This window comes from Segatella sp. (genome assembly GCF_977051555.1).
In genome coordinates this window covers 144,970-166,684 of the sequence record NZ_CDRSSE010000001.1, presented here as the reverse complement: position 1 = coordinate 166,684, position 21,715 = coordinate 144,970, and the positions used below count along the sequence as shown (strand labels likewise).

The 21,715-nt window shown below is 48.7% G+C and carries 14 protein-coding genes; 5 read left to right on the top strand and 9 right to left on the bottom strand.

The annotated features are described in order from the left end of the window. The first annotated feature begins 329 nt into the window (after window positions 1-329). The 3 genes from ACWJAO_RS00655 (at window position 330) to ACWJAO_RS00645 (ending at window position 8,202) form a co-directional block, all read left to right on the top strand. A complete protein-coding gene (locus tag ACWJAO_RS00655; protein ID WP_449138891.1) occupies window positions 330-1,682 on the top strand; it encodes a DUF6055 domain-containing protein in 1,353 nt (450 codons plus the stop codon). Window positions 1,683-1,759: 77 nt separating this feature from the next. Then, entirely contained in the window at window positions 1,760-3,907 is a 2,148-nt protein-coding gene (locus tag ACWJAO_RS00650; protein WP_449138890.1) for a DPP IV N-terminal domain-containing protein, read from the top strand. 206 nt (window positions 3,908-4,113) lie between these two features. After that, entirely contained in the window at window positions 4,114-8,202 is a 4,089-nt protein-coding gene (locus tag ACWJAO_RS00645) for a hybrid sensor histidine kinase/response regulator transcription factor (protein ID WP_449138889.1), read from the top strand. Between the two features lie 101 nt (window positions 8,203-8,303). Here the strand turns inward: ACWJAO_RS00645 and ACWJAO_RS00640 are convergent, their stop codons facing one another. Together ACWJAO_RS00640 and ACWJAO_RS00635 are read right to left on the bottom strand one after the other, a co-directional pair. Beyond that, window positions 8,304-10,283, bottom strand: a complete 1,980-nt coding sequence (locus ACWJAO_RS00640) for an OPT family oligopeptide transporter (RefSeq protein WP_449138888.1) — start codon at window positions 10,281-10,283, stop codon at window positions 8,304-8,306. Next, complete coding sequence (locus ACWJAO_RS00635) at window positions 10,283-11,155, bottom strand: aldose 1-epimerase family protein (RefSeq protein WP_418857691.1); 873 nt, start codon at window positions 11,153-11,155, stop codon at window positions 10,283-10,285. The genes ACWJAO_RS00640 and ACWJAO_RS00635 overlap by 1 nt, the downstream gene beginning before the upstream one ends. Before the next feature lie 229 nt (window positions 11,156-11,384). Here ACWJAO_RS00635 and ACWJAO_RS00630 point away from each other — a divergent pair, with 229 nt between their 5' ends. Further along, a complete protein-coding gene (locus ACWJAO_RS00630; RefSeq protein WP_117586009.1) occupies window positions 11,385-12,266 on the top strand; it encodes a DMT family transporter in 882 nt (293 codons plus the stop codon). 112 nt (window positions 12,267-12,378) lie between these two features. Here ACWJAO_RS00630 and ACWJAO_RS00625 read toward each other — a convergent pair whose 3' ends face one another. The 3 genes from ACWJAO_RS00625 to ACWJAO_RS00615 form a co-directional block, all read right to left on the bottom strand. Continuing rightward, window positions 12,379-13,290, bottom strand: coding sequence for a LysR family transcriptional regulator (locus ACWJAO_RS00625; RefSeq protein WP_117586008.1), 912 nt, complete (start codon window positions 13,288-13,290; stop codon window positions 12,379-12,381). A gap of 244 nt (window positions 13,291-13,534) precedes the next feature. Further along, window positions 13,535-14,986, bottom strand: coding sequence for a threonine/serine ThrE exporter family protein (locus tag ACWJAO_RS00620; protein ID WP_449138887.1), 1,452 nt, complete (start codon window positions 14,984-14,986; stop codon window positions 13,535-13,537). Window positions 14,987-14,992: 6 nt separating this feature from the next. Then, window positions 14,993-16,681: a putative transporter gene (locus tag ACWJAO_RS00615; RefSeq protein ID WP_449138886.1), complete on the bottom strand. Its 1,689-nt coding sequence runs from the start codon at window positions 16,679-16,681 to the stop codon at window positions 14,993-14,995. 272 nt (window positions 16,682-16,953) lie between these two features. Here ACWJAO_RS00615 and mnmA point away from each other — a divergent pair, with 272 nt between their 5' ends. After that, the gene (gene mnmA, locus ACWJAO_RS00610; RefSeq protein WP_449138885.1) at window positions 16,954-18,036 is read left to right on the top strand and encodes a tRNA 2-thiouridine(34) synthase MnmA; all 1,083 of its coding nucleotides are present in this window, start codon (window positions 16,954-16,956) and stop codon (window positions 18,034-18,036) included. Between the two features lie 76 nt (window positions 18,037-18,112). Here mnmA and ACWJAO_RS00605 read toward each other — a convergent pair whose 3' ends face one another. The 4 genes from ACWJAO_RS00605 to ACWJAO_RS00590 all read right to left on the bottom strand — a co-directional run bounded on the left by ACWJAO_RS00605 (window position 18,113) and on the right by ACWJAO_RS00590 (window position 21,645). Next, window positions 18,113-18,385 carry a DUF2442 domain-containing protein gene (locus ACWJAO_RS00605; protein ID WP_117691669.1) on the bottom strand — a complete coding sequence of 91 codons (273 nt, stop codon included), beginning with the start codon at window positions 18,383-18,385 and terminating at the stop codon, window positions 18,113-18,115. Between the two features lie 62 nt (window positions 18,386-18,447). Then, on the bottom strand, window positions 18,448-18,936 hold the full coding sequence (locus ACWJAO_RS00600; protein WP_449138884.1) for a low molecular weight protein-tyrosine-phosphatase: 489 nt from the start codon (window positions 18,934-18,936) through the stop codon (window positions 18,448-18,450). A 44-nt stretch (window positions 18,937-18,980) separates the two neighbouring features. Continuing rightward, window positions 18,981-20,513: a hypothetical protein gene (locus ACWJAO_RS00595; RefSeq protein WP_449138883.1), complete on the bottom strand. Its 1,533-nt coding sequence runs from the start codon at window positions 20,511-20,513 to the stop codon at window positions 18,981-18,983. A gap of 91 nt (window positions 20,514-20,604) precedes the next feature. Beyond that, window positions 20,605-21,645, bottom strand: a complete 1,041-nt coding sequence (locus tag ACWJAO_RS00590) for an HlyD family secretion protein (protein WP_449138895.1) — start codon at window positions 21,643-21,645, stop codon at window positions 20,605-20,607. Window positions 21,646-21,715 lie beyond the last annotated feature (70 nt).

Genomic DNA, 21,715 nt, shown 5'->3' with positions numbered 1-21,715 from the left:
ATTGTCCCGAAGGCTCCGCACCCAGTCGTTACCAACCACGCATGCTTCGGTAGGCTACTCTTAACGGAATAAGAGGTTCTTTAGTTTCAAAGAACAATTACTTGTACGACTTCACGTCGCAATCTTTTGGCAAAGATACGACTTTTTATAATATCTCCCAAGTTTTTTGGCATAAATCTATCATTTTGATGTAATTTTTGACAAATCTCTAAGATGTTCTTTGAGAAGATACGATATTTGTATCATTTTAGACGATATTGCGAGCGTTTTTGCAAGATTATCAGTACTTTTGTGGCGAAATAATAAATAACGCAAAAATCATAACCGAAATGAAACGAATATTCTTATCGCTGATACTTACAGCAGCTACCTTGCCTTGGGCTACTGCAGTCCTGGCACAGCAGGACCCATCTGAGGCTCCTGCCACCAGACCCGTAAATCCTGTTTCTGCACCACAGAAACTCATCTTCGTACCGGACTCTCTGAAACCCTATGATTTCAACAAGGATGATGAGAGATGGTGCTGGCGACATAGTGCACAGACCCAGAATATCGTGTATTTCTGGGAAAAGCCATTCGGAGACAATCCGCAGAATCCTCCTTCGCTCGAAGGTAAGCCGATGAAATTCGACCTGGGCAATCTACAGACTCAGGTAGAACGGTTCTATCGTTTCTTCCGTGACACCCTGAAGTTCTCTCTGCCGGGCAGCATCTGCGACAAGTATAAGATGATGGTGATGGTGAACTATTCGCTGGAAGGAACTGCTTACGGCGGAACTTACGATGACTTTATCGGAGCGCTCTGGGTAACACCTAACCGTATTCAAGATCAAAAACTCAACTGTCTGGCTCACGAGTTGGGACACAGTTTCCAGCTTCAGATCATGGCAGACAAGACGGGCGAAGCCTGGGGAGGAAGCGGCTTCTTCGAGATGACATCCCAATGGATGCTCTGGAGAGTGAATCCCGACTGGATAACAGATGAGAAGTATCATTTCGATGCCTTCAGACAGCTTACCCACAAAGGTTATCTGCATCTGGACAACATCTATCATTCGCCATACGTGATAGAGTGGTGGGCCGAGAAGCATGGATTGGAAAGCATCGCCCAGCTCTATCGGGAGGGAAAAGCAGGAGAGGATCCGGTTGTTACCTACAAGCGGAAGTATAAGATGAGTCAGAAGCAGTTTAATGACGAGATGTTCGACTGCTACCGCCATCTCGTGAACTTCGATTTCGATTATGCCCGCAAGGAGACCCGTTCTTATGCCTGCACCTTCGATACCAAGATGCTGAAGCAGAAGAATGGTTATCTTCGTCCGGATACAGCTTCGGTTCCAGAGAACTATGGTTTTAATGCCATCAAACTGGAAATCCCGAAGGCTGGCAAGAAGGTTACAGTAGATTTCAGAGCACTCGATGCCGAGGGTAAGGTGTTCAAGGCATCCAAGGACAAGATGGCACGCACCATCGGTTACCGTTATGGATTGGTGGGAGTAACCGCCGATACCGATGAATGTATTTACAGTCCGATGGGTGAAGCGATGAACGGAAAGGTTTCGCTTGTGGCTCCAAAGTCCCAGCCTCTCAAGGCGCTCTATCTGGTGGTGATGGGAGCTCCTTCGAATCATTCGCTCGATCCATCTTCCCGCCGTTTCCCTTATGAGGTAAGAGTGAAGTAAGAGTGAATACGATTCAGATAAGAATCGAGTACGAATCGAATAAAAATCATCTACATAAAATAAAAAAATCATAGCTTATGAAGAATAAGACTTTATTATCGGCATCTCTTGCCCTGGTGATGTCGATGCCGGCAGCTACAGCTTCAGCACAGGGCACATTAGAAGATTACAACAGAGCCTATGCGCTGCGTCATCAGTTCTCTGCCGATTCCGTGTTCCATTGGGCACGATCATCGGCTTGGTGCGATTCCACCCACGTACTGCATTATCAGATTTCTACTCCTCAGGGCAAGAAGTTTGTTTCCTATGATGCCGACAAGGATGAAATGAAGACCTATGATTCGCAGGATGCGATGGAAAAGGCGCTGGGCATCAAGCCTCGTCTTGCCAACAAACCTCAGTTTGGCAGACGCCACGAGCGCCATTGGATGGAGGTAGATGAGGAGAATGAGGCTTATCCGGTACTTTCGCCCGACGGCAAGATGGAAGCCTACATCGAAGGTTACAACGTGGTGGTTCATGAGGCAGGAAAACCTTATACCGAAGCCAAGCGAATCCTCACTCAGGATGGTACCATCGGATGCTATTACAGCAACCGCATCCAATGGAGTCCAGACGGCAAGCACATCTTCGTATGCAAGCGTGTGCCGGTAGAGAAGCGCTATGCTTACTACGTGGAATCTTCGCCTGCCGACCAGCTGCAGCCTATCCTCCACAAGCAGGAGTATGCCAAGCCGGGCGATGCCCTGCCACAGCATTATCCGGTCATTATCGATGTGGCTACCGGAAAGAAAGTGGAGGCTGACAGACATCAGATAGAAAACCAGTATGAACTGGAATGGATGCAATGGACACCAGATAGCAAGGAGGTGACGATGGAGTACAACCAGCGTGGGTATCATCTCTATCAGATGCTGGCGATGAATGCCGAAACCGGCAAACTGCGTACCGTGGTAGAAGAGCGTGCCAATACTTTCGTGAACTATGGTCGTCTGTGGCGTCAGTTTATCAAGGATGGCAAGCAGCTGCTCTGGATGAGCGAGCGCGACAACTGGAATCATCTCTATCTCTACGATGTGCAGAAGTCGAAGGTTATCCGACAGATTACAAAGGGCGACTGGTTTGTTCGCGGTATCCAGCGTGTGGATGAAGAGAAGGGAGAAATCTATTTCTCGGCTAGTGGCGTGAACAAGAATGAGGACCCATATCTGGTACATTATTATAAAATAGGTATCGACGGCAAGAATATGGTGGCGCTCACTCCTGAAGAGGGAAATCATAGTGTCCAATATACCTATGATTACCGTTATCTCCTGGATACCTATTCTAAGGTGGATGCTGCTCCTGTTACCGTGCTCAGAGATGCGCAGACCGGCAAGCTCGTCAAGGCCCTGGAGACGGCTGATATTGCTACTTTGAAGAAGCACGGATGGGTTGCTCCTGAGGTATTTGTGGCTAAGGGGCGTGATGGCAAGACCGATATGTGGGGCATCATCCAGCGCCCTACCAATTTCGATCTTAATAAGAAATATCCGGTCATCGAATACATCTATGCGGGTCCGGGCGATGCCTATACTCCGAAGAGTTTCATGCCATACAACTGGTACACCACTTCGCTTGCCGAACTCGGTTTCATCGTAGTCCAGCTCGATGCGATGGGCACTTCCTATCGCGGCAAGAAGTTTGAGGAGGTTTGTTACAAGAACCTGAAGGATGCCGGATTCCCAGACCGTGAACTCTGGATCAAGGCTGCAGCCAAGAAATATCCTTATATGGATGCTGATAATGTGGCAATCTATGGCTGTTCGGCAGGCGGACAGGAGAGTACCACAGCCGTATTGCTGCATGGCGATTTCTACAAGGCAGCCTATAGTGCCTGCGGCTGTCACGACAACCGGATGGATAAAATCTGGTGGAACGAGCAATGGATGAGCTGGCCTATCGATTCCAGCTACGTAGAGTGCAGCAACGTGGAGAACGCCTACAAGCTGGAGCGCCCGTTGATGCTGGTGGTAGGCGAGATAGATGACAACGTAGATCCATCGAGCACCTATCAGGTGGTGAATGCCCTGGAAAAGGCCAACAAGGATTTTGAACTCGTGGTGATTCCTGGAGCCCATCATACCATGGGCGAACTCTATGGCGAGCACAAGCGTTACGATTTCTTCGTGAAGAATCTGCTGGGTGTGAAACCGCCTAAATGGAGCGATGTAAAGAGCAAGTAATTCAGGTTTCAATCTGTTGATAGTGTAACTTCTCACTTGAATCATTATTTAAGTTTTGCCCTGAAGCAAACGGATAGTCTTACTTTAAAAAAGTAGCTATTTGTTTGTTTCAGGGCTTTTTTTGTTCTTTTTGTTGTATTTCTCGTTATATTTTTGTAATTTTGCGGCATTAAATTATCTAACAACAGAAAATAAAGACCCATATAATGAGAAAGATATCTACTCTAATGGTTTCTGTACTCTGCATGATGATGCCTGTAGGGGCTGAGGCGCAGGTGCCGACAGCCTTTGTTTCGAAAGGGGCTACGGATATTCAGGCGCAGCCACATACGGTAACGCAAACCAACTCGGGTGCACAATGGGCTCCTATTGATCCTATGGTGCGCTCTATCACGATGGATGATGGTTTGCCGAGTAATGCTGTGCGTAGCGTGGTTCAGGGTTCCAAGGGATACATGTGGTTTGGTACAGACAACGGATTGTGCCGTTTTGACGGATACGATGTCAAAACCTATAATAATCCCTTTACGACTGTAGACCAGTTTGTGAGCGCCCTTACTGCTTGCGAAGAAGGCCTGCTGGTAGGTTGCAATAATGGAGCCTATCTGTTCTGTAATGCAACTGACCGATTCCAGAAACTGAGTGATAAGATTACGGCGCCTGTCCTTAATTTTTCGCTTGACGGCGATCAGAATATTTGGATTTCTACCAACGGACAGGGCGTGTTCAGATACAATCGGACTACTCACGAACTGCATCAGTATCCGATGAAGAATATTCAGGGTAAAGTGCAAAGTACGCTGGTTGATGCCAACAACCAGGTATGGATGCTCTGTAACCATGGTGGAGCCAGCATCTATCATCTCAACAAGTCGACCGACCAGTTTGAAGCATTCCCTCTGAAGGGCGATGCAACCATGTTTTACGGCATGGCGATGCTGGCTGCTCCCGATGGCAATCTTTATGTCGGAACCTGGGAAAACGGACTTTACAAGCTCAACGCCGATGGTAGTGCCGAACAGCTCATCAGCGGAACCTTGAGTAATGCTGTTCATCATATCCACCAGCTTTACAACAACGGCAACAAGTATATTCTCATAGCCAGCGATGATGGATTGGTGCAGTATGACATCCAGAACCGCTCTTGGAGTATGCTGTCGGAAGTAAACGATCCGAGCCGGAGTACCAACGAGCGTTTTGTTTATGGTATTGCTGGCGATAATGAAGGCGGCATCTGGGTAACTACTTTCTATGGTGGCGTAAGTTATCTTCCTTCTACGAGTGTTGAAGAACGTTTCCGTGCTTACTCAGCTCGACAGGGGGGATTGCGCGGTAATGTGGTAGGAAGATTCTTCGAAGACCAGCAGCATCGCATCTGGATAGCTACCGATGATGCCGGACTTGACTGCTTCAATCCCCAGACCAACAGTTTTGTTTCTTATCCGGGCAAGGCGGCTATGGGCAAGTATAATGTTCATGCTCTCTTTGCCAATGGTAATGATTTGTGGGTGGGAACCTATGGTAATGGTGTCATCAGAATGAATATGGCTACCGGAGCGCAGCAGATTTTCCAAACCGATGGAATGGCTTCGGGAAGTAATGCCTATTGTATTTATCGCGACCGGAAGAATCGGCTGTGGGCGGCTTCGATGGATGGAGCCAGCCTTTTCGATGAAGGGCAGCAGAAGTTTAGAAAAATCAAGTCGTTCAAGTCGCTTACCATCGATATCAAGGAAGATCCTCAGGGCAACGTATGGTTTGCTACCCAGGGAGGTGGCTTGTGGCGCTTGGACAAGAATAATGCCTGGAAACAGTATAAGCATGTTGAGAATGATTCTACTTCGCTGGGGAGTGATCAGGTAAACTGTCTGGTTATTGGCGAAAAGGGGCAGCTCTATGCCGCAACCGGCGATGGGCTTTGCGAATTTCTGCCTTCAAAAGGTATATTCCGACGCATCTCCATCGATGCGCCTAGTCAGGAATTCTCGAGTCTTGTCATTTCGCAGGGAGTAATGTGGATTTCTACCAGCAAGGGAATTGTGAAATATACGCCGGGTGAACCTGTCCAGCTGTTCAATAAATATGACGGACTCACTTGTGATCAGTTTATGCCAAACGCCAGACTCCTGGCTTCTGATGGCAGAATCTATTTCGGTTCTACAAGAGGTTTCAACTGCTTCTATCCATATCTCGTCAAGATTAACCAGGTAGCTCCTCCTGTGGCAATCACCTCGGTAGAACTCTTCGGACAGCCGATAGAGGCGGGGAGCGACCAGCTGGAGAAATCTCTGAGTCATGCAGCAGAACTCAATCTGTCTCATAACGAGAATACCATCAATATCTCGTTTGCCGCCCTGAGCTATGTATCGCCTGAGAAGAACCAGTATGCTTACAAACTTGAGGGAGTAGACAAGGATTGGATTTATACCCACGAGCATCGTGCCAACTATACCAATCTTCCTGCCGGAACCTATACCTTCCTGGTTAAGGCAACCAATAATGATGGTGTATGGTCGAAGAATGAGGCAAAACTGCAGATTGTGGTTCATCCGCCGTTCTGGTGGTCTCTGCCAGCCAAGATTCTGTATCTTCTGCTCATCGGTTACGCAATCTACTGGTTCATGCAGAGCCGGTTGAAACGTGAGAAACTCCGTCATCAGGAAGAACTCGACCAGTTGGAACTCAAGCAGGATCAAGAGATGAGAGATGCCCGCCTGCAGTTCTTCACGATGATTGCCCATGAAATCCGTACGCCGGTAACGCTTATCATCGGACCTTTGGAGAGCCTGAAAGAGCATTTGAAACAGGTTTCCGGAAAACTTTCCGATGGTGAGACTATTACGCAGACGCTTTCTGTTATCGACCGTAACGCCCAGCGTTTGCTCCTGCTAGTAAATCAGCTGCTCGATTTCAACAAAGTGCAGCAGAAGGGCATGCAGGTTCATTTCCGTTTGAACAACATTTCGAAGCTGATGCATGCTGTGGCAGAACGCTTTGCTCCTACCTTCGAGCAGAAAAGCATCCGTCTTGATGTAGATTATCCAGCCGATGAGCTCGTGGCGATGATTGACCAGGAGGCCATTACCAAGGTTATCAGCAATCTGATGAGCAACGCCTTGAAATATACCGAGGATTATGTACGCTTGTCCTGCCGCTTGCTGGAGGATGGAACCCATTTCCGCATAGAGGTGGAAGACAACGGATTGGGAATCAGTCCTGACGAAAAGGAGAAAATCTTCGGAGCTTTCTATCAGGCACGCGACAACAAACCGGGAACCGGAATCGGTCTCAACATCGTGAAGAATCTCGTTGAGGCTCATCATGGTATGGTTGAAGTAGAATCTGCAGTAGGTAAGGGATCTACCTTTATCGTAACCTTGCCGCTCAACCAGTTGGATGCTGTGGTTGAGAAGGCGGATAAAATGGTGAAGGAAGAAGAAACTGTTGCTGAGGAAAATCTGCTGACAGATGAAACTCCAGTTGAGCAAGGTTCTCAAAAGGTAGGCGTTGCTGTTGTCAGTCCACTTCGTGAACCGGCAAAACCGGTGATGCTGATTGTGGATGATGATGAAGACATGCGCCAGTTTGTGAAGGCTCATTTCGAAAAGATGTATACAGTTTATACCGCCGACAACGGAAAGAATGCGCTCCGTAAACTGGAGAAACATCCGGTTTCGCTCATCATAAGCGACTGGATGATGCCGGAGATGGATGGTCCGGAGTTCTGCCGTAGGGTGCGTGAAAATTCTGAATATTCTCATCTCCCGTTCGTGATGCTCACGGCAAAGACCGATGATGCGGCGAAGACGGAGAGTATGAACTGTGGAGCCGATGTCTACATAGAAAAGCCGTTCTCGATGAAGTATCTTGAGGCAAGCGTAAGACAGCTTCTTGAGATGCGCCGTCTGTTGAGGAGTAAGTTCTCTCATACTCCGCTTGAGCCGATAGCAGAGATTGCTCCAACTCAGGTTGATAATGCGTTCCTGGAACGAATGTCTCGCATCATCGAAGAGAATGTGGCGAATCCGGAACTCAACGTGGCGTTCCTTGCCGAGAAGATGGGCATGAGCCGCTCGTCGCTCTTCAATAAGATTCGCGGTCTTGCCGATGTTACGCCAAACGAGATGATACAACTCGTGAAACTGAAGAAGGGCGCACAGCTTCTGAAAGAAGGAAACTATCGCATCAGCGAAATTAGCTATATGGTAGGTTTCAGCAGTCCTAGCTATTTTGCCAAGTGCTTCCAGAAGCAGTTTGGCGTCAAGCCGATGGATTTCGTGGCTGCGGAATCGTAGGATAAAAGAACTGTTCGGATAGAATAGAATAAAAAATCGCCTGGGTGCTCAGATGCATCCAGGCGATTGTCTTTTATTATAAATAGGAGTTGTCCTATTCTTTATTTCTTTGTGGCTCTGATGAAGAAACCGATGAGGCAGATGTAAGCCAGGAGTGAACAAACCTCAGACATCGGATTTACCCACCAGCTGTCGGCGATGCTTAACTCGATACCGCCAAACTTCAGAAGGGCGCTAACCACACCCATCAAGGCTCCACCGGCGATGAAACCGCTGGCGATGAGCGTTCCCTTCTCACCACGTTCGCTGTTCACCTTCGCATCCTTGCTGCGTGAAGTAACGTACCAGTTGATGGCGCCACCCACGAGCAGAGGAACGTTCAGTTCCAGCGGAATGAACATACCCAGAGCGAAAGCCAGGGCAGGTATCTTGAAATAAGTCAGCACGATGGCTATTACGGCTCCGATACCATAGAGCACCCAAGGAGCGCCCACGCCATTCATCAAAGGGTCGATGACCGCAGCCATCGCATTAGCCTGAGGAGCAGCAAGCGAACCTGATGCGAATCCGTAAGTCTCGTTCAGCAGCATCATCACGCCGCCCACGGTAGCCGCACTCACCAAGGTACCGAGGAACTTCCATCCCTCCTGTTTCTTAGGAGTTGTTCCCAGCCAGTAACCAATCTTCAGGTCGGTAATAAACGAACCAGCTACCGAGAGGGCTGTACAAACCACACCACCCATAATCAGAGCAGCCAGCATGCCGCCAGGACCTTTCAAACCTACAGCCACCATCACCACAGAGGCGAAGATGAGCGTCATCAGGGTCATACCAGAAACAGGGTTTGAACCCACGATAGCGATGGCATTAGCCGCTACGGTAGTAAAGAGGAAGGCGATGGCAGCCACGAGCAGAATGGCGATAATGGCGAAGAGAAGGTTGCCCTCCATCACGCCAAACCAGAAGAAGAGGAAGGTTACGAGGATGGTAACGAGCGAACCGATAGCGATAATCTTGAAAGAGATATCGCGCTGGGTGCGCTTCACATTCTCATCTACATCGCTCTTGCCCTTCAGTTCCTTGGCAGCCAAGCCTACGGCGCTCTTGATGATGCCCCAGCTCTTGATGATGCCGATGATACCCGCCATAGCGATACCGCCGATACCGATGCTGCGGGCGTAGGAACGGAAGATTTCCTCTGGACTCATCGCACCCACGGTCTTCACGATGCTAGGATCCCAGGCGCTCAGCACGCTATCATGGAAGATAACGCTCATGCCCGGAACAATCAGCCACCATACTACGAGTGAACCCAGACAGGTGAAGAAGGCATACTTCAAACCGATGATGTAACCCAGACCTAATACGGCAGCACCTGTATTCACCTTGAACACGAGCTTCGCCTTGTCAGCCAGGTCGCATCCCAGACTTACCACACGCGATGTGAAATTCTCGTTCCACCATCCCAGGCTGGCTACGATAAAGTCGTAAAGACCACCCACCAGTCCGGCTATGAGCAACGGCTTAGCCTGGTCGCCACCCTTGGCTCCGCTTACCAGCACCTGTGTGGTAGCCGTAGCTTCAGGGAATGGATATTTGCCATGCATATCGCTTACGAAGTATTTGCGGAAAGGAATGAGGAACAGGATTCCCAACACACCTCCCAAGGCAGAAGCCATGAAAATCTTCATAAACGAAGTAGTCATTTCCGGGTATTTAGCCTGCAGGATGTAGATGGCTGGCAGGGTGAAGATAGCTCCTGCCACCACGGCACCCGAACAGGCTCCGATGCTCTGGATGATGACATTTTCGCCCAGCGCCTTGCTACGCTTGGTAGCGGTACTTACGCCCACGGCGATGATGGCGATAGGGATGGCTGCTTCGAACACCTGACCCACCTTCAAGCCCAGATAAGCTGCGGCGGCAGAGAAGATGACTGCCATCACGATACCCCATGTAACCGACCATCCGTTCACCTCAGGATAAACCTTGTCTGGCGACATCAGCGGCTTATATTCCTCCCCGTCTTTCAGTTCGCGGAATGCGTTCTCGGGGAGTTGCAAATTGTCTTTTTCTTCCATTATTTCTCAATTCGAATTATGTATTCACTCATGAAACTTGCACCTGGCTGCAGATGGTTCATCAGATACTTGTCCTTAAACTCGCCATCATATTCAGCCCAGTCGCTCAAACCATACCATGGCTCGATGCAGATGAATGGGGCGTGCTTGCCTGTTGGGTTCCAGATACCTACGGCTGGAGTCTTGAACTCGAGGGTTACATGAGGTTCGCCCTGCTCGTTGAGAATGCTCACCTGCTTAACCTGACTCTTGTCGAAGATAACAGCATCTTCTGCGAAAGTCTCCTCGTTTACTTCCCAGATACCCTTGTCGGTTTCTACGGTTTCCTTAGCCTGACGGTCGATGCATCCGCCTACGTTACCATAGAGACGAACAGGAGCCTCGTTGTCGAGTTTCAGGGTAGCCTTCATTTCTTCGCCCTTCTTGCAGCCAGGAACCATGAATGCTGGGTGACCGCCAATCTGGAAGAAGATTTCCTTGTCGTCGGTATTCTCTACGTGCCAGATGACATGAATCTCGTTGCCCTGCAGGCGGTAAGAGATGGCAAGGTTGAAGTGGTAAGGATAGTTCTTCTGAGTCTCTTCGTTGTCGATGAGCGCGAAGGTGAGGCGGTCGGCAGTCTTGCCAACGAGTTTGAACTCTGTATCGCGTGCGAAACCATGGCGAGAAAGGTGATACTCCTTGCCCTCTGTGCGATAAGTGTCTTTCCACAATCCGCATACGATAGGGAAGAGGATAGGAGAGTGGCGGTTCCAGTATTTCTCGTCGCCATCCCAGAGATATTCATTACCATTAGCATCCTTGATGCTCTGAAGTTCTGCTCCGAGAGATGAAATCTCAAGTGTGAGCTGATCATTCTTAATCTGTTCCATTGTTATTAATTCTTTTGTTTAGTTTTTAATGTTTCATCTGATTATCTTTTTTCAAAGATATTGCAAAGGTACAATTTATTTTCGTAAAGCACAAGAAAAGAGCGTTTTTTCTCAGATATTACAATATATTTATACGATTTTGTTAGCTTATCTCGAATATTTGCTGTAACTTTGTAGCCCGAAATAGATAGATAACAAGAAGTATAAGAAAAAAATAGTATTTAATCTAATGACAAGCAGTAATAAAGTTAAAGGCTTTGCGGCGGGTATTGTTGCCGCAGTATGTTATGGTACCAATCCTTTGGGCACGCTCGAACTCTATGGCGACGGATTCAATTCCAGTTCTGTACTCATCTATCGTTATCTCTTGGCGGTACTGATGTTTGCCGTGGTGATGCTGTTCCGCAAGGAGAGTTTCAAGGTGAAGTGGGGACATCTGATTCGTCTTGGCGTGCTGGGCTGCATGTTTTCGCTCTCATCAGCTACGCTTTATGTCAGTTTCCATTATATGGCGGCAGGTATTGCCAGCACCATCCTCTTCGTTTATCCTATTATGACGGCCATCCTGATGACGGTCTTCTTCCACGAGAAGGTAACGTGGTCTACCTCGCTTGCCATTCTTCTGGCGGTATCGGGAGTAGGATTGCTCTATCAGGGCGATGGAAACGATAAGTTGAGCACGGCGGGTTTTGCCCTCGTCATGTGTTCATCCCTGCTCTATGCCCTTTACATCATCTCCATCAACCAATGGAAGAATCCGGGCATGTCGAACATCAAGTTTACCTTCTACATTCTGGTGTTCGGACTCATCACGATGCTCATCTATTCGTTTATTGCAGGCGAGCCGATACAGATGCTTCAAACGCCTAAACAATGGCTCTGTGCTGCCCAGCTGGCTTTGTTGCCAACGGTATTGTCGCTCTTCTTCATGACCATCTCCATCAATCTCATCGGCAGCACGCCAGCCGCCATCATGGGAGCCCTGGAGCCTGTAACGGCGGTAATCATCGGCGTCTGCGTCTTCGGCGAGAGTTTCTCCCTTCAGCTGGCGATAGGCATCCTCGCTATCCTGGCTGGCGTAACGATTATCATCGCAAGAAAGAAAGGGTAAAAAGGTAAAAAGAAGAAAAAATCCTCGCTCGAAAAAGAACTCGAACGAGGATTTTTTTTATCAGTTCTAGCCGCAAGCAAATAGGCTTGCAAGCCGCCAGGCGTTAAGATGATTATCTCAGAATATCCTTCAGGGCAAAGTTGGCGAGGATGCTGGTGCTCTGGCTCAGCATGCGGATGAACTCCTGGGCTGAGTTTTTCATGTAAGCATCTTTCAGAATGTGGATGCAGCCATCCATTTCGTTGTCGGCAGCATCGATAGGAATCGCCTTCATGCCGTTCTGCAGAATGGTGGTCGATTCGGAGAGAATGGTCACCAGATTACTGCGGCTCAGAAGGTCGAAGATGATGTTTACATTATTCACCTCTACCATAATCTTGTAGTTCAAATCTTTGCCCTCTACCATGTGATCAAAGGCGTTGCGTGCCTGCAGACCCTTGCAAGGAAGGATGAGGTCGTAGCGCTCCAGATCGGAAAGCTTGACCGATGAAAGGCGCGCCAGCGGATGATTCACGTTCACGATAGCGGCAAGACGGTTGCTGAAAATAGCTCGGCTGTCTACCGCTTTCTCGTTCTTCAGAGGCTTGAAAGCCAGAACGAGGTCGAGTTCGCGCTTCTTCAGTCCGTCCATCAGTTCCTGCATGGTGCGGTATTGGATGTTGAGCTTTACATGAGGATAGGCGTGGAGAAAGGCGATGAGCGTCTCGGACATGATGTTGCTGAAGGAGAACGTTACGCCAATGTTCAGTTCGCCTGTAAGCATTTCCTTCAGATCGTTCATGTGGTCTACACAGGCTTCGGCAGAATTGACCGCGTTTTGGGCGTAAGGTCTCAATTCCTTGCCCGCCTCTGTGAGGTAAACCTCATGAGAATTGCGCTCGAAGAGAGGCAGACCTATCTCCTGTTCCAGATGCGAAATCTGCTGTGAGAGGGTGCTCTGGGTGATGTATAACTTGCGCGAAGCTTCTGAGAAGTTGAGCGTCTCGGCTACCTTCAAGAAATATTTCAGTTGTCGTATTTCCATATTGTTCCTTTATTGAAGCTATCGGCTATAGAAATAACCGATAGCTAAATTTGGGTGCAAAGATAAAACATTTATTTTAATATCCTCTTTTTTTGAAGAATAAAATGATGTTTTATCGCATCTCTACTTCTTTTTATCCGGTTATCATCCGATGAAAACCTGATTATCATCGGATGAAAAACCGGTTAACATCGGATGAATTTCCGATTATCATCCGATGAAAATCAGATTTCTAACCAGACGATTACTTGATTTCTACTTCGTGCAAATCTACGAATTCGCCATTCTTCTTTTTTCTTTCTACCAGCATGGCAAGCAGCTTGCGTTTGCGGTTGTCGGCGATAAAGCGGCGGAAGAATACGTTAGGAATAGCCACACCCAGGGCGATACAGATGATGGCGAGCGAAGCCTTGATGAGGTTGTTCATACCTATGGTTACTTCGCCTACCACGCCATGCATATCGATGAAAGCGAACAGGGCGCGATACATCAGAACTCCCGGTACCATTGGGATAACGCTAGGAATGGTAATGCATTGGTGAGGGGTATGGAACCAATGGCGCGCCTTGATCACGATGATGCTGATGAGCGCAGAACCGGCAAGCGAACCGATGCTCAGACCCATGTCAAGACCGATGTTGCCGTTAGATGGACCCAGATTGACGAAATTGCGGAAGCATACGGCGATGATACCGCCCACAGCTACAACCGGCAACAGACGGCGAGGTATGCTGAAGATGGTAGAGAAGCCCATGGCCGATACGGCAGCTGCGATGGCAAACTCCCAGTATTCGTGATGAGGAGTCATCGTAAGATCCTTCACGAAGTTGTCGATGTGGCAAACCTGGATGGCGAAGGCGATACCGAAAGCCATCGCGAAGAGCATCAGCAGGGTGTTCAGAGCACGAACCATTCCCACCTCAATATATCCGTCGAGCATATCGCTTACAAAGTTGATGAGTGGAACTCCCGGCACGATGAAGAGGGCACACGCCATCAGCGGATGCCAAGGGGTATCTGAATGCATGAAGGCTGGAAGCGCTTCGGCAATCGATGGGTTGAGCGAAAGGAATGAGGTCAACCAGGCTATCAGAGTGGCTACGAAAGCCGAAATTCCGATGGCTACATAGTTGTTGCAGCCCTTGGTTGGCAAGAACATTCTCAGGCGGAAACCCAGAATGGCTGCAAGCGAACAGAAGAAGAAGGCTGGCCAGTCGCAACCGAACTGGATGCAGAATCCGCCGCAGGCAAAACCGCCGCCGATGGCTACCTGCCAAGGGGTAAAGCTGCGTGGGGTGGCCTTGATGTCGTTAAGAGCCTGCTCATACTGCTCGAGCGAATAGTTTTCCTTGATGGCCTTCCAGGTGAGCTTGCTAACCTGGGAAATAGAGGTAAGGTTGATGCCGTGCTTCTCGCATCGCTGGAACTTCGAGAAGGAATGCTCCTCGTCGCTATAGTTCACCATCAGCACGTTCCAGTTGATGTAAAGGTGCATGTATCGCTCGTCAAGACCGAGGAAAGCTGCTGCACGCTTCATGGTTCGCATGATGCGGGATGTGTCGGCAGCACTCTCCATGAGAATGCTACCGGTACGTAATAATAAGTCGAGTTTTCTTCTGAGTTCTGATTCTGCTATTTCCTTGCAGTTGCAGTTATCCTCACCGCAAGCGCAGGTTTTCAATTCTTTTTCTGTCATATATGTTTATCCGAATACAAAAATAATAATCTGAATGGTTACGATTCTGAGGAACATGGCGAACGGATATACATTCGCATAGCCTACTGTTGGCGCATCTGCCGAAGTCTGCTCACGCACGTAAGCCAGGGCAGAAGGGTTGGTGTTGGCACCAGCCAATACGCCGAGTAATGTATAATAATTGATGTGGAACACGAGCTTGCCGATGATGCCGCCCAGGATGATTGGTATCATGGTGATGGCGATGCCGTAGATAATCCAGGTAAGTCCGCTTTCTGATGCTACGGTCTGGATAAACTGTTCGCCTGTGCCGAGACCCACGCAAGCCAGGAAGATGCAGATGCCGATTTCGCGCAGCATCAGGTTGGCTGAAATGGTATTGTAGGTAACGAGGTTGTATTTCGGTCCGAAATAACCTATCAGAATGGCTACTACCAATGGGCCGCCGGTAAGTCCGAGACGCAGATTCTCGTTGATGCCTGGGATGAAGAACGGAATGTTGGCTACGATACAACCCAGCATGATGCCCAGGAAGATTGGGATGAGGTTAGGGTAGTTCAGACGCTTCATCTGGTTACCCAGCACCTTCTCGGTATGAGCGATGGCGAGTTCCTTGCCCACTACGGTTACGCGGTCGCCCAACTGGAGTTTCAGGTCTGGGGTTGCGATGAGGTCTACACCATTTCTGTTTACGCGGGTAATGTTGGCGCCAAGGTTGCTTCTAATCTGCAACTGGCTGATGCTCTTTCCGTTGATGCCCGGCTTGGTAATCAGGATTCGGCGGTTGATGAGTTCGCTGCTGAATTCCTCGTCCTTTACGTCAACCTTCTCGCCGAGCAGGGCGATGATAGGTTCTTCTACGGTAGGATGAGCCACAATCTGCAGAATGTCGCCCTCTTCTATCACGGTCTGTCCGTTAACCACCTCGTCCTGGCGTTCGCCGTTATTACGGATAATCTTGGAAACCATGAAGTCGCGCTTCAGCAGATAGCGGATCTGCTTGACGGTATCTTTGAAAACCATCTGGTTAGAAACCTTTACGGCGAAGGTGTTCAGGGTCATCGCCTCAAGATGTCCCTTGCCTCGCTTAGCTTCATCCTCTTCCTTCTGCTTGTCTACGCGTAGCGCGAACCTTAATATAATGAAGCTGAGGATGACGCCGAGCACACCCATAGGATAGGCGATGGCATAGCCGGCTGCGATGGATGGGGCGTCGATGTGGCGCAGGTCGCTGAATGCCTGCTGGGCTGCACCCAATCCAGGAGTGTTGGTTACGGCACCCGAAAGGATACCTGCCATAGAGGTGATGGATGTTCCCGAAAATGAGAAGATGACCAAGGTAGTAATGATACTCAGGGCCACAACAATCATGCTGAGCAGGTTGAGACTCTTGCCGCCGTTCTTGAACGAAGCGAAGAAACCCGGACCTACCTCCAGACCGATAGAGTAGACAAAGAGGATCAAGCCAAATTCCTTGAGGAAGTGGAGCAGATGCTCGTCAAGGTTGAGAGAGAAATGTCCAAAGATAAGACCGATGAACAGAATCCAAGCCAAGCCCAGGGAAACACCTTTAACTCTGAGCTTACCTAAACACAAACCCAAGGCGATGACCAGCGAAAGAATCATCACAGAGTGGGCTACTCCGCCTCCCCAAAGGTCTGGGAAGCCATAAAATAGATTTTTTAAAATCTCCATTTTTCTTTATCTATTAATGTAAATACTGAATTTTCAAAAACATTCTTTCTTATCGATTTCTGAAATCGATTGCAAAGGTATAGATAAAAACGAAAGCAAAACTCGTTTTATGTTTAAAAGCTACGAATGCGGTTATAAGTGTTTTCTGTAGCTAAAATAGGCTTTGCGGGCTTTTCTTTTCTCTTTCTCATGCATTTCTAGCCCCTTCTTTGCTCATTATATCAGTTTTTTTTCGTAATTTTGCAACCGGATTATTATAAACAGGAAAGAATATGCTGAATATTGATGAAATAATGGATAAGAGAATTGCCGTGCTCCTTTCGGGGGGCGTCGACAGTTCGGTTGTGGTTTGGGAGTTTGCCCAGCTGGGCCTGCATCCTGATTGCTTCTACATCAAGATTGGTCCTGAGGAGAAAGAGGAGTGGGACTGCTCTTCGGAGGAGGACCTGGAGATGGCTACGGCTGTGGCTAGAAAGTATGGGTGCAAGCTGCAAGTGGTTGACTGTCATCATGAATATTGGAACGAGGTAACCCGTTATACGATGGAGAAGGTGAAGGCTGGTTTTACGCCTAATCCGGACGTGATGTGCAACCGTCTGATTAAGTTTGGTGCCTTCGATGAGAAGATGGGTCACAACTACGACCTCATCGCCACGGGGCATTATGCGCAGACCGAAACGGATGAAAATGGCGACAAATGGCTTGTCACGAGTCCTGATCCTGTAAAAGACCAGACCGATTTCCTGGCTCAGATAGAGAGCTGGCAATTGAAGAAAGCGATTTTCCCTATCGGTCATCATGTCAAGAATGAGGTTCGCGAGATAGCCGAAGAGGAGCATCTGATAAATGCCAAGCGCAAGGACAGTCAGGGAATCTGCTTCCTGGGACAGATAAATTATAATGATTATATCCGCCGTTATCTGGGCGAGAAACCGGGCGATGTCATAGAGATGGAAACGGGTAAGCGCATAGGCGAGCACAAGGGTTTATGGTTTCATACCATCGGCCAGCGCAAGGGCTTGGGCTTTGGCGGCGGTCCCTGGTTTGTGATAAAGAAGGATGTAGAGAACAATATCCTGTATGTGAGTCATGGTTATGATCCGCAGTCGGCCTACAAGAAGGATTTTCCTCTCCATGATTTCCATTTCCTTACGCGCGAGGTAGCGATGCAGAAGGTAACGTTCAAGATTCGTCATACGCCGGAGTATCATCCTGCTACGATAGAAAAGTTGGAAGACGGCCGCTGGATGATTCATTCAGAAGAGGCGATTCATGGTGTAGCTCCCGGCCAGTTCTGTGTAGTTTATGATGAGCATCATCATCGTTGCTATGGTTCGGGTGAGATTACGGTATAAAATGGTATAAAAAGAAAAAGGGAGTATATCAGCATTTTTGTATTTGCTGAATACTCCCAATATTTATAATTCTGTTTCAGGCATTTTGCTCGTGGGCATAATTAGCATAGTTGCCCAAAATCTGTTCAATATGGATTACTTCTGGACAAGAATCCCAAGTAAAGCCACCCCCCATGAGATACCAGTTGTTTCTTTCTTTTACTGGCACTTTTTTCATGCTTGGGAATGCAGAGATAGGCATCGTTATGGAACGGCCATCTTGCAGGGTAACTTCAAACTTACCTCTTTTGGGAAAGGATAAAGCCTTTATCTTTGGCTTTACATCCCAATAACCTTCTTTCTGATACATATTCTTACTCTTTTATTGATTTATTTCTCTAAAAAAAACAAACTGCATAGAAATCAAATTCTTTACCCTTCCCCGATGATGCTGTCCAGCAATCCCTGGCAGGCATCTTCGAGAAGCATGATGACGAGTTCGAAGTCGCTATAGTCGCCATAGTAGGGATCGGGAACAGTGGTGTATTCGCGATGATGAGTCAGGAAATCGGCCATGCGGACCACCTTCTTTCTGTCTGCCTCTGAAGAAGCCATGGAGGTAATGGCACGGTAGTTTTCGTTGTCCATTACCACGATGGTTTCGAAACGGGCGAAGTCTGACTTCTGGAATTGGCGGGCATGGCTGTTGAAATTGTAGCCATGCTCGGCGCCACATTTGCGCATGCGGCTGTCGGGCAACTGCCCTACGTGCCAGCTGCCGATGCCCGCAGAATCGATTTCAAACTCATCCTGGAGTCCTGCTTTTTCTACAAGACTCTTCATGATTCCCTCGGCTGCCGGAGAGCGGCAGATGTTGCCCAGGCAGATAAATAATACGGTATGTTTACCTTTCTTTGTCATGTTGCTAACTTTTTTTGTTTGCAAAGTTAGCATAAATCTCTGTATTATGCAAGATTTTTCTTCATTTTTCTTCCCACAAAGTTCCAGGCAGGCATCTTCTTCAGGGTGCTGCGGATAGGCTGGATGTCCCAGAGCAGGAAGATGATGAGCACGCCGATGCCGATGAGACAGGTTAGGCCGTAGAGCTCGCGGATGCTGATCATCAGCAGGTTGCCGGCATCATAAGGCAGTCCGCGCGACATGTTTGCTGCCATCTGATGGCGAAGCCCGTAGCTGTAAAGTCCGGAGCACATCGCCGACATAGGGCCGTTGCGGATGATGCCTGCCATCGTCAGTCCCATGAAGAAATGCTCAAACGGCATCAGCTCTTCCAGATATACGGTAAGCATGCAGAAGAAGATGGCGTTGCCGATGCTTCTGAGAAAGAGTGGCAGATAGAGCGCTTCGATGTTGAGCCCCGGGTCGATGAGGAAATACATCATTACGGGATAACATACCATCGTTGCTACGCCTATCGTGAGCAGTCGGGTGTATTTCTGATGGAGCACCTTGCACCAGAACAGGCAGAAGAGGCAACCGGCGATAGAACCCACCCATTCTACGAAGTTGAGCACATTGGTGGTAAACGTGCCGAAATGAAGCACGCCGCCCGTAAAGGCTGTCTGCAGCACCTTGGGCGTACTGCCCATAAACTCTACGAAGGTGAAGAGGATGAGCAGGGGGATGAGCCGCTTATACTTCCATGCTGCGGGGGCGATGAAAGGATGACGGATGTGGAGCATGCGCTGGATGCAGAAATAGCCGGTCATGATAAAGAGCACGAAATCTATCTGCATGATCTTCGAATCGAGCCAGTTGTAATGCTCGCCGTAGGTGAAGAAGAAGATGAACTCCAGCATCCATGCCGACCAGAGGAAGCATCCCAGATAGTCGAGGCTGATGAAGGGCAGGGGCTTCATGAAGCGGAAGTCGTGGGTGGTTACGAAGACCGTGAGTGCTACCAGCAGCAGGGCGCCTGTCATCGTCCAGTTGATGAAGCGCCAATCCTGATATATATAAATAAGGTGTTCGGTAACCCAAGGCGTGAAAAACATGTTTCCCAAAACCACGCTATAGAGCAGGGGGAAGAAGATGGTAAAATCGCGCTTGGGGGTCATCCACAACTGGATGTTGCTCATGCATTCGAAGGTTCCGCAGAGTTTGAAGAAACCTGCTAGGTAAGAGAGGATGCACATCACGGGAACCGAATCGGTCCACATGATGAGGAAATTGCAAGCCGCTATTACCAACGCCGCATTCAGCAGAAGCTGGCGGTTGGTAAAATGAAACTTCATCTTGAAGAGGAAGGGGAATGGCATCGCCACGCCCACCACGTTGAACATGACAATCATGAGCACGTCTTCTCTCATCAAACTGTACTCGCCCATCACTTGGCTCATGGCTCCTCCGTAAATTCCGCCCGACATCTGGAAGATGAAGGCGAAGAGGAGATAAATCCATGGCTGTAACCGGCGAGGAATATATCCGTTGAACGAAGGGACGCGGAAGGGTCCCTGTAACATAGGAGGTCCTGGCATTCTTTTTATAGTTTATAATTTATAGTTGATAGTTTATAGAACATTCTATCTATAGTTTATAGAACATTCTATCTATAGTTTATAGAACATTCTATTTGAGGCGAACCTTGGTTTCTACGTTCAGACCGGCACGGAGCAGGGCTACCTGTTTCGGGTCGTTGTCGCGGGTGAGGGCGATGCGGACCGGTACACGTTGTTCTACCTTAACGAAGTTGCCTGTGGCATTATCTACCGGAATCATGGAGTAGGCGTTGCCGGCAGCTGCTGAGAGAGCCTCTACCTTGCCGTGGAATACTACACCCGGAATGGCATCGGCTGTGAAGTCTACCGCCTTGCCCACCTGAATACCGTCCATTTGGGTTTCACGATAGTTGGCCACCACCCATACATCGTTGTCATCCACGATGCGGGCGAGCATCTGTCCTGGTTGAACCAGCTGTCCCTCGTGGATATCTTTCCTGCCCATCACGCCGTCGCAGGTAGCCACGATTACGGTATAAGAAAGGTTCAGACGGGCCAGATTGAGCTGAGCCTCTGCCACACTCTCTCCGGCGCGCGAACCGCCCAGCTGCTGGGTCTGTACGTTTCGAACCGAGGCGGCACTTGCCTTCCGGCTGCTTGCCTGCTCATAACGTGCCTTGGCTCCCAGATAGCGTGCGTAGGCATTATCATATTGCTGGCGGGTAACCGCATCCTTCTTCATCAGGGCTGCAAAGCGGTCGAAATCCTGCTTGGCATTCATCATGTCTACACGAGCCTCTTTGATACCTGCCGAAGCCGTCTGAACGTTGGATGTGGTGGTTCCCATGCTGGCAGATACAACTGAAGAACCGGCCTTCGAACCGCGCAGACCAGCCTCTGCCTGAGCCACATGCAGGCGGAATTCTGAATCTTCGATGATGACGAGTGTATCGCCCTTCTTCACGTGCTGATAGTCGGAGAAACGGATCTCCTTGATAAATCCTGATACGCGCGTGTTGATAGGCGTAATGTGGCGGTTCACCTGGGCATCATCGGTATAAGCCACGTTGCTGCCATGATAAAAATGGCTGAAACACCAGCCGATGGCTCCTATAAAACAGAGGATGATAACTACATTATATATTCTCTTGATAATCTTCTTATTCATAATTTATGTTTGTTTTAATGTTTGAAAAAAGAGCAGATGAATTCTTCGTTCTTCGCTCTTCGTTCTTCACTTC

Coding starts and splice junctions, on each gene's coding strand:
- ACWJAO_RS00655 (WP_449138891.1), top strand. CDS start 330: ATGAAACGAATATTCTTATCGCTGATACTTACAGCAGCTACCTTGCCT.
- ACWJAO_RS00650 (WP_449138890.1), top strand. CDS start 1,760: ATGAAGAATAAGACTTTATTATCGGCATCTCTTGCCCTGGTGATGTCG.
- ACWJAO_RS00645 (WP_449138889.1), top strand. CDS start 4,114: ATGAGAAAGATATCTACTCTAATGGTTTCTGTACTCTGCATGATGATG.
- ACWJAO_RS00640 (WP_449138888.1), bottom strand. CDS start 10,283: ATGGAAGAAAAAGACAATTTGCAACTCCCCGAGAACGCATTCCGCGAA.
- ACWJAO_RS00635 (WP_418857691.1), bottom strand. CDS start 11,155: ATGGAACAGATTAAGAATGATCAGCTCACACTTGAGATTTCATCTCTC.
- ACWJAO_RS00630 (WP_117586009.1), top strand. CDS start 11,385: ATGACAAGCAGTAATAAAGTTAAAGGCTTTGCGGCGGGTATTGTTGCC.
- ACWJAO_RS00625 (WP_117586008.1), bottom strand. CDS start 13,290: ATGGAAATACGACAACTGAAATATTTCTTGAAGGTAGCCGAGACGCTC.
- ACWJAO_RS00620 (WP_449138887.1), bottom strand. CDS start 14,986: ATGACAGAAAAAGAATTGAAAACCTGCGCTTGCGGTGAGGATAACTGC.
- ACWJAO_RS00615 (WP_449138886.1), bottom strand. CDS start 16,681: ATGGAGATTTTAAAAAATCTATTTTATGGCTTCCCAGACCTTTGGGGA.
- mnmA (WP_449138885.1), top strand. CDS start 16,954: ATGCTGAATATTGATGAAATAATGGATAAGAGAATTGCCGTGCTCCTT.
- ACWJAO_RS00605 (WP_117691669.1), bottom strand. CDS start 18,385: ATGTATCAGAAAGAAGGTTATTGGGATGTAAAGCCAAAGATAAAGGCT.
- ACWJAO_RS00600 (WP_449138884.1), bottom strand. CDS start 18,936: ATGACAAAGAAAGGTAAACATACCGTATTATTTATCTGCCTGGGCAAC.
- ACWJAO_RS00595 (WP_449138883.1), bottom strand. CDS start 20,513: ATGCCAGGACCTCCTATGTTACAGGGACCCTTCCGCGTCCCTTCGTTC.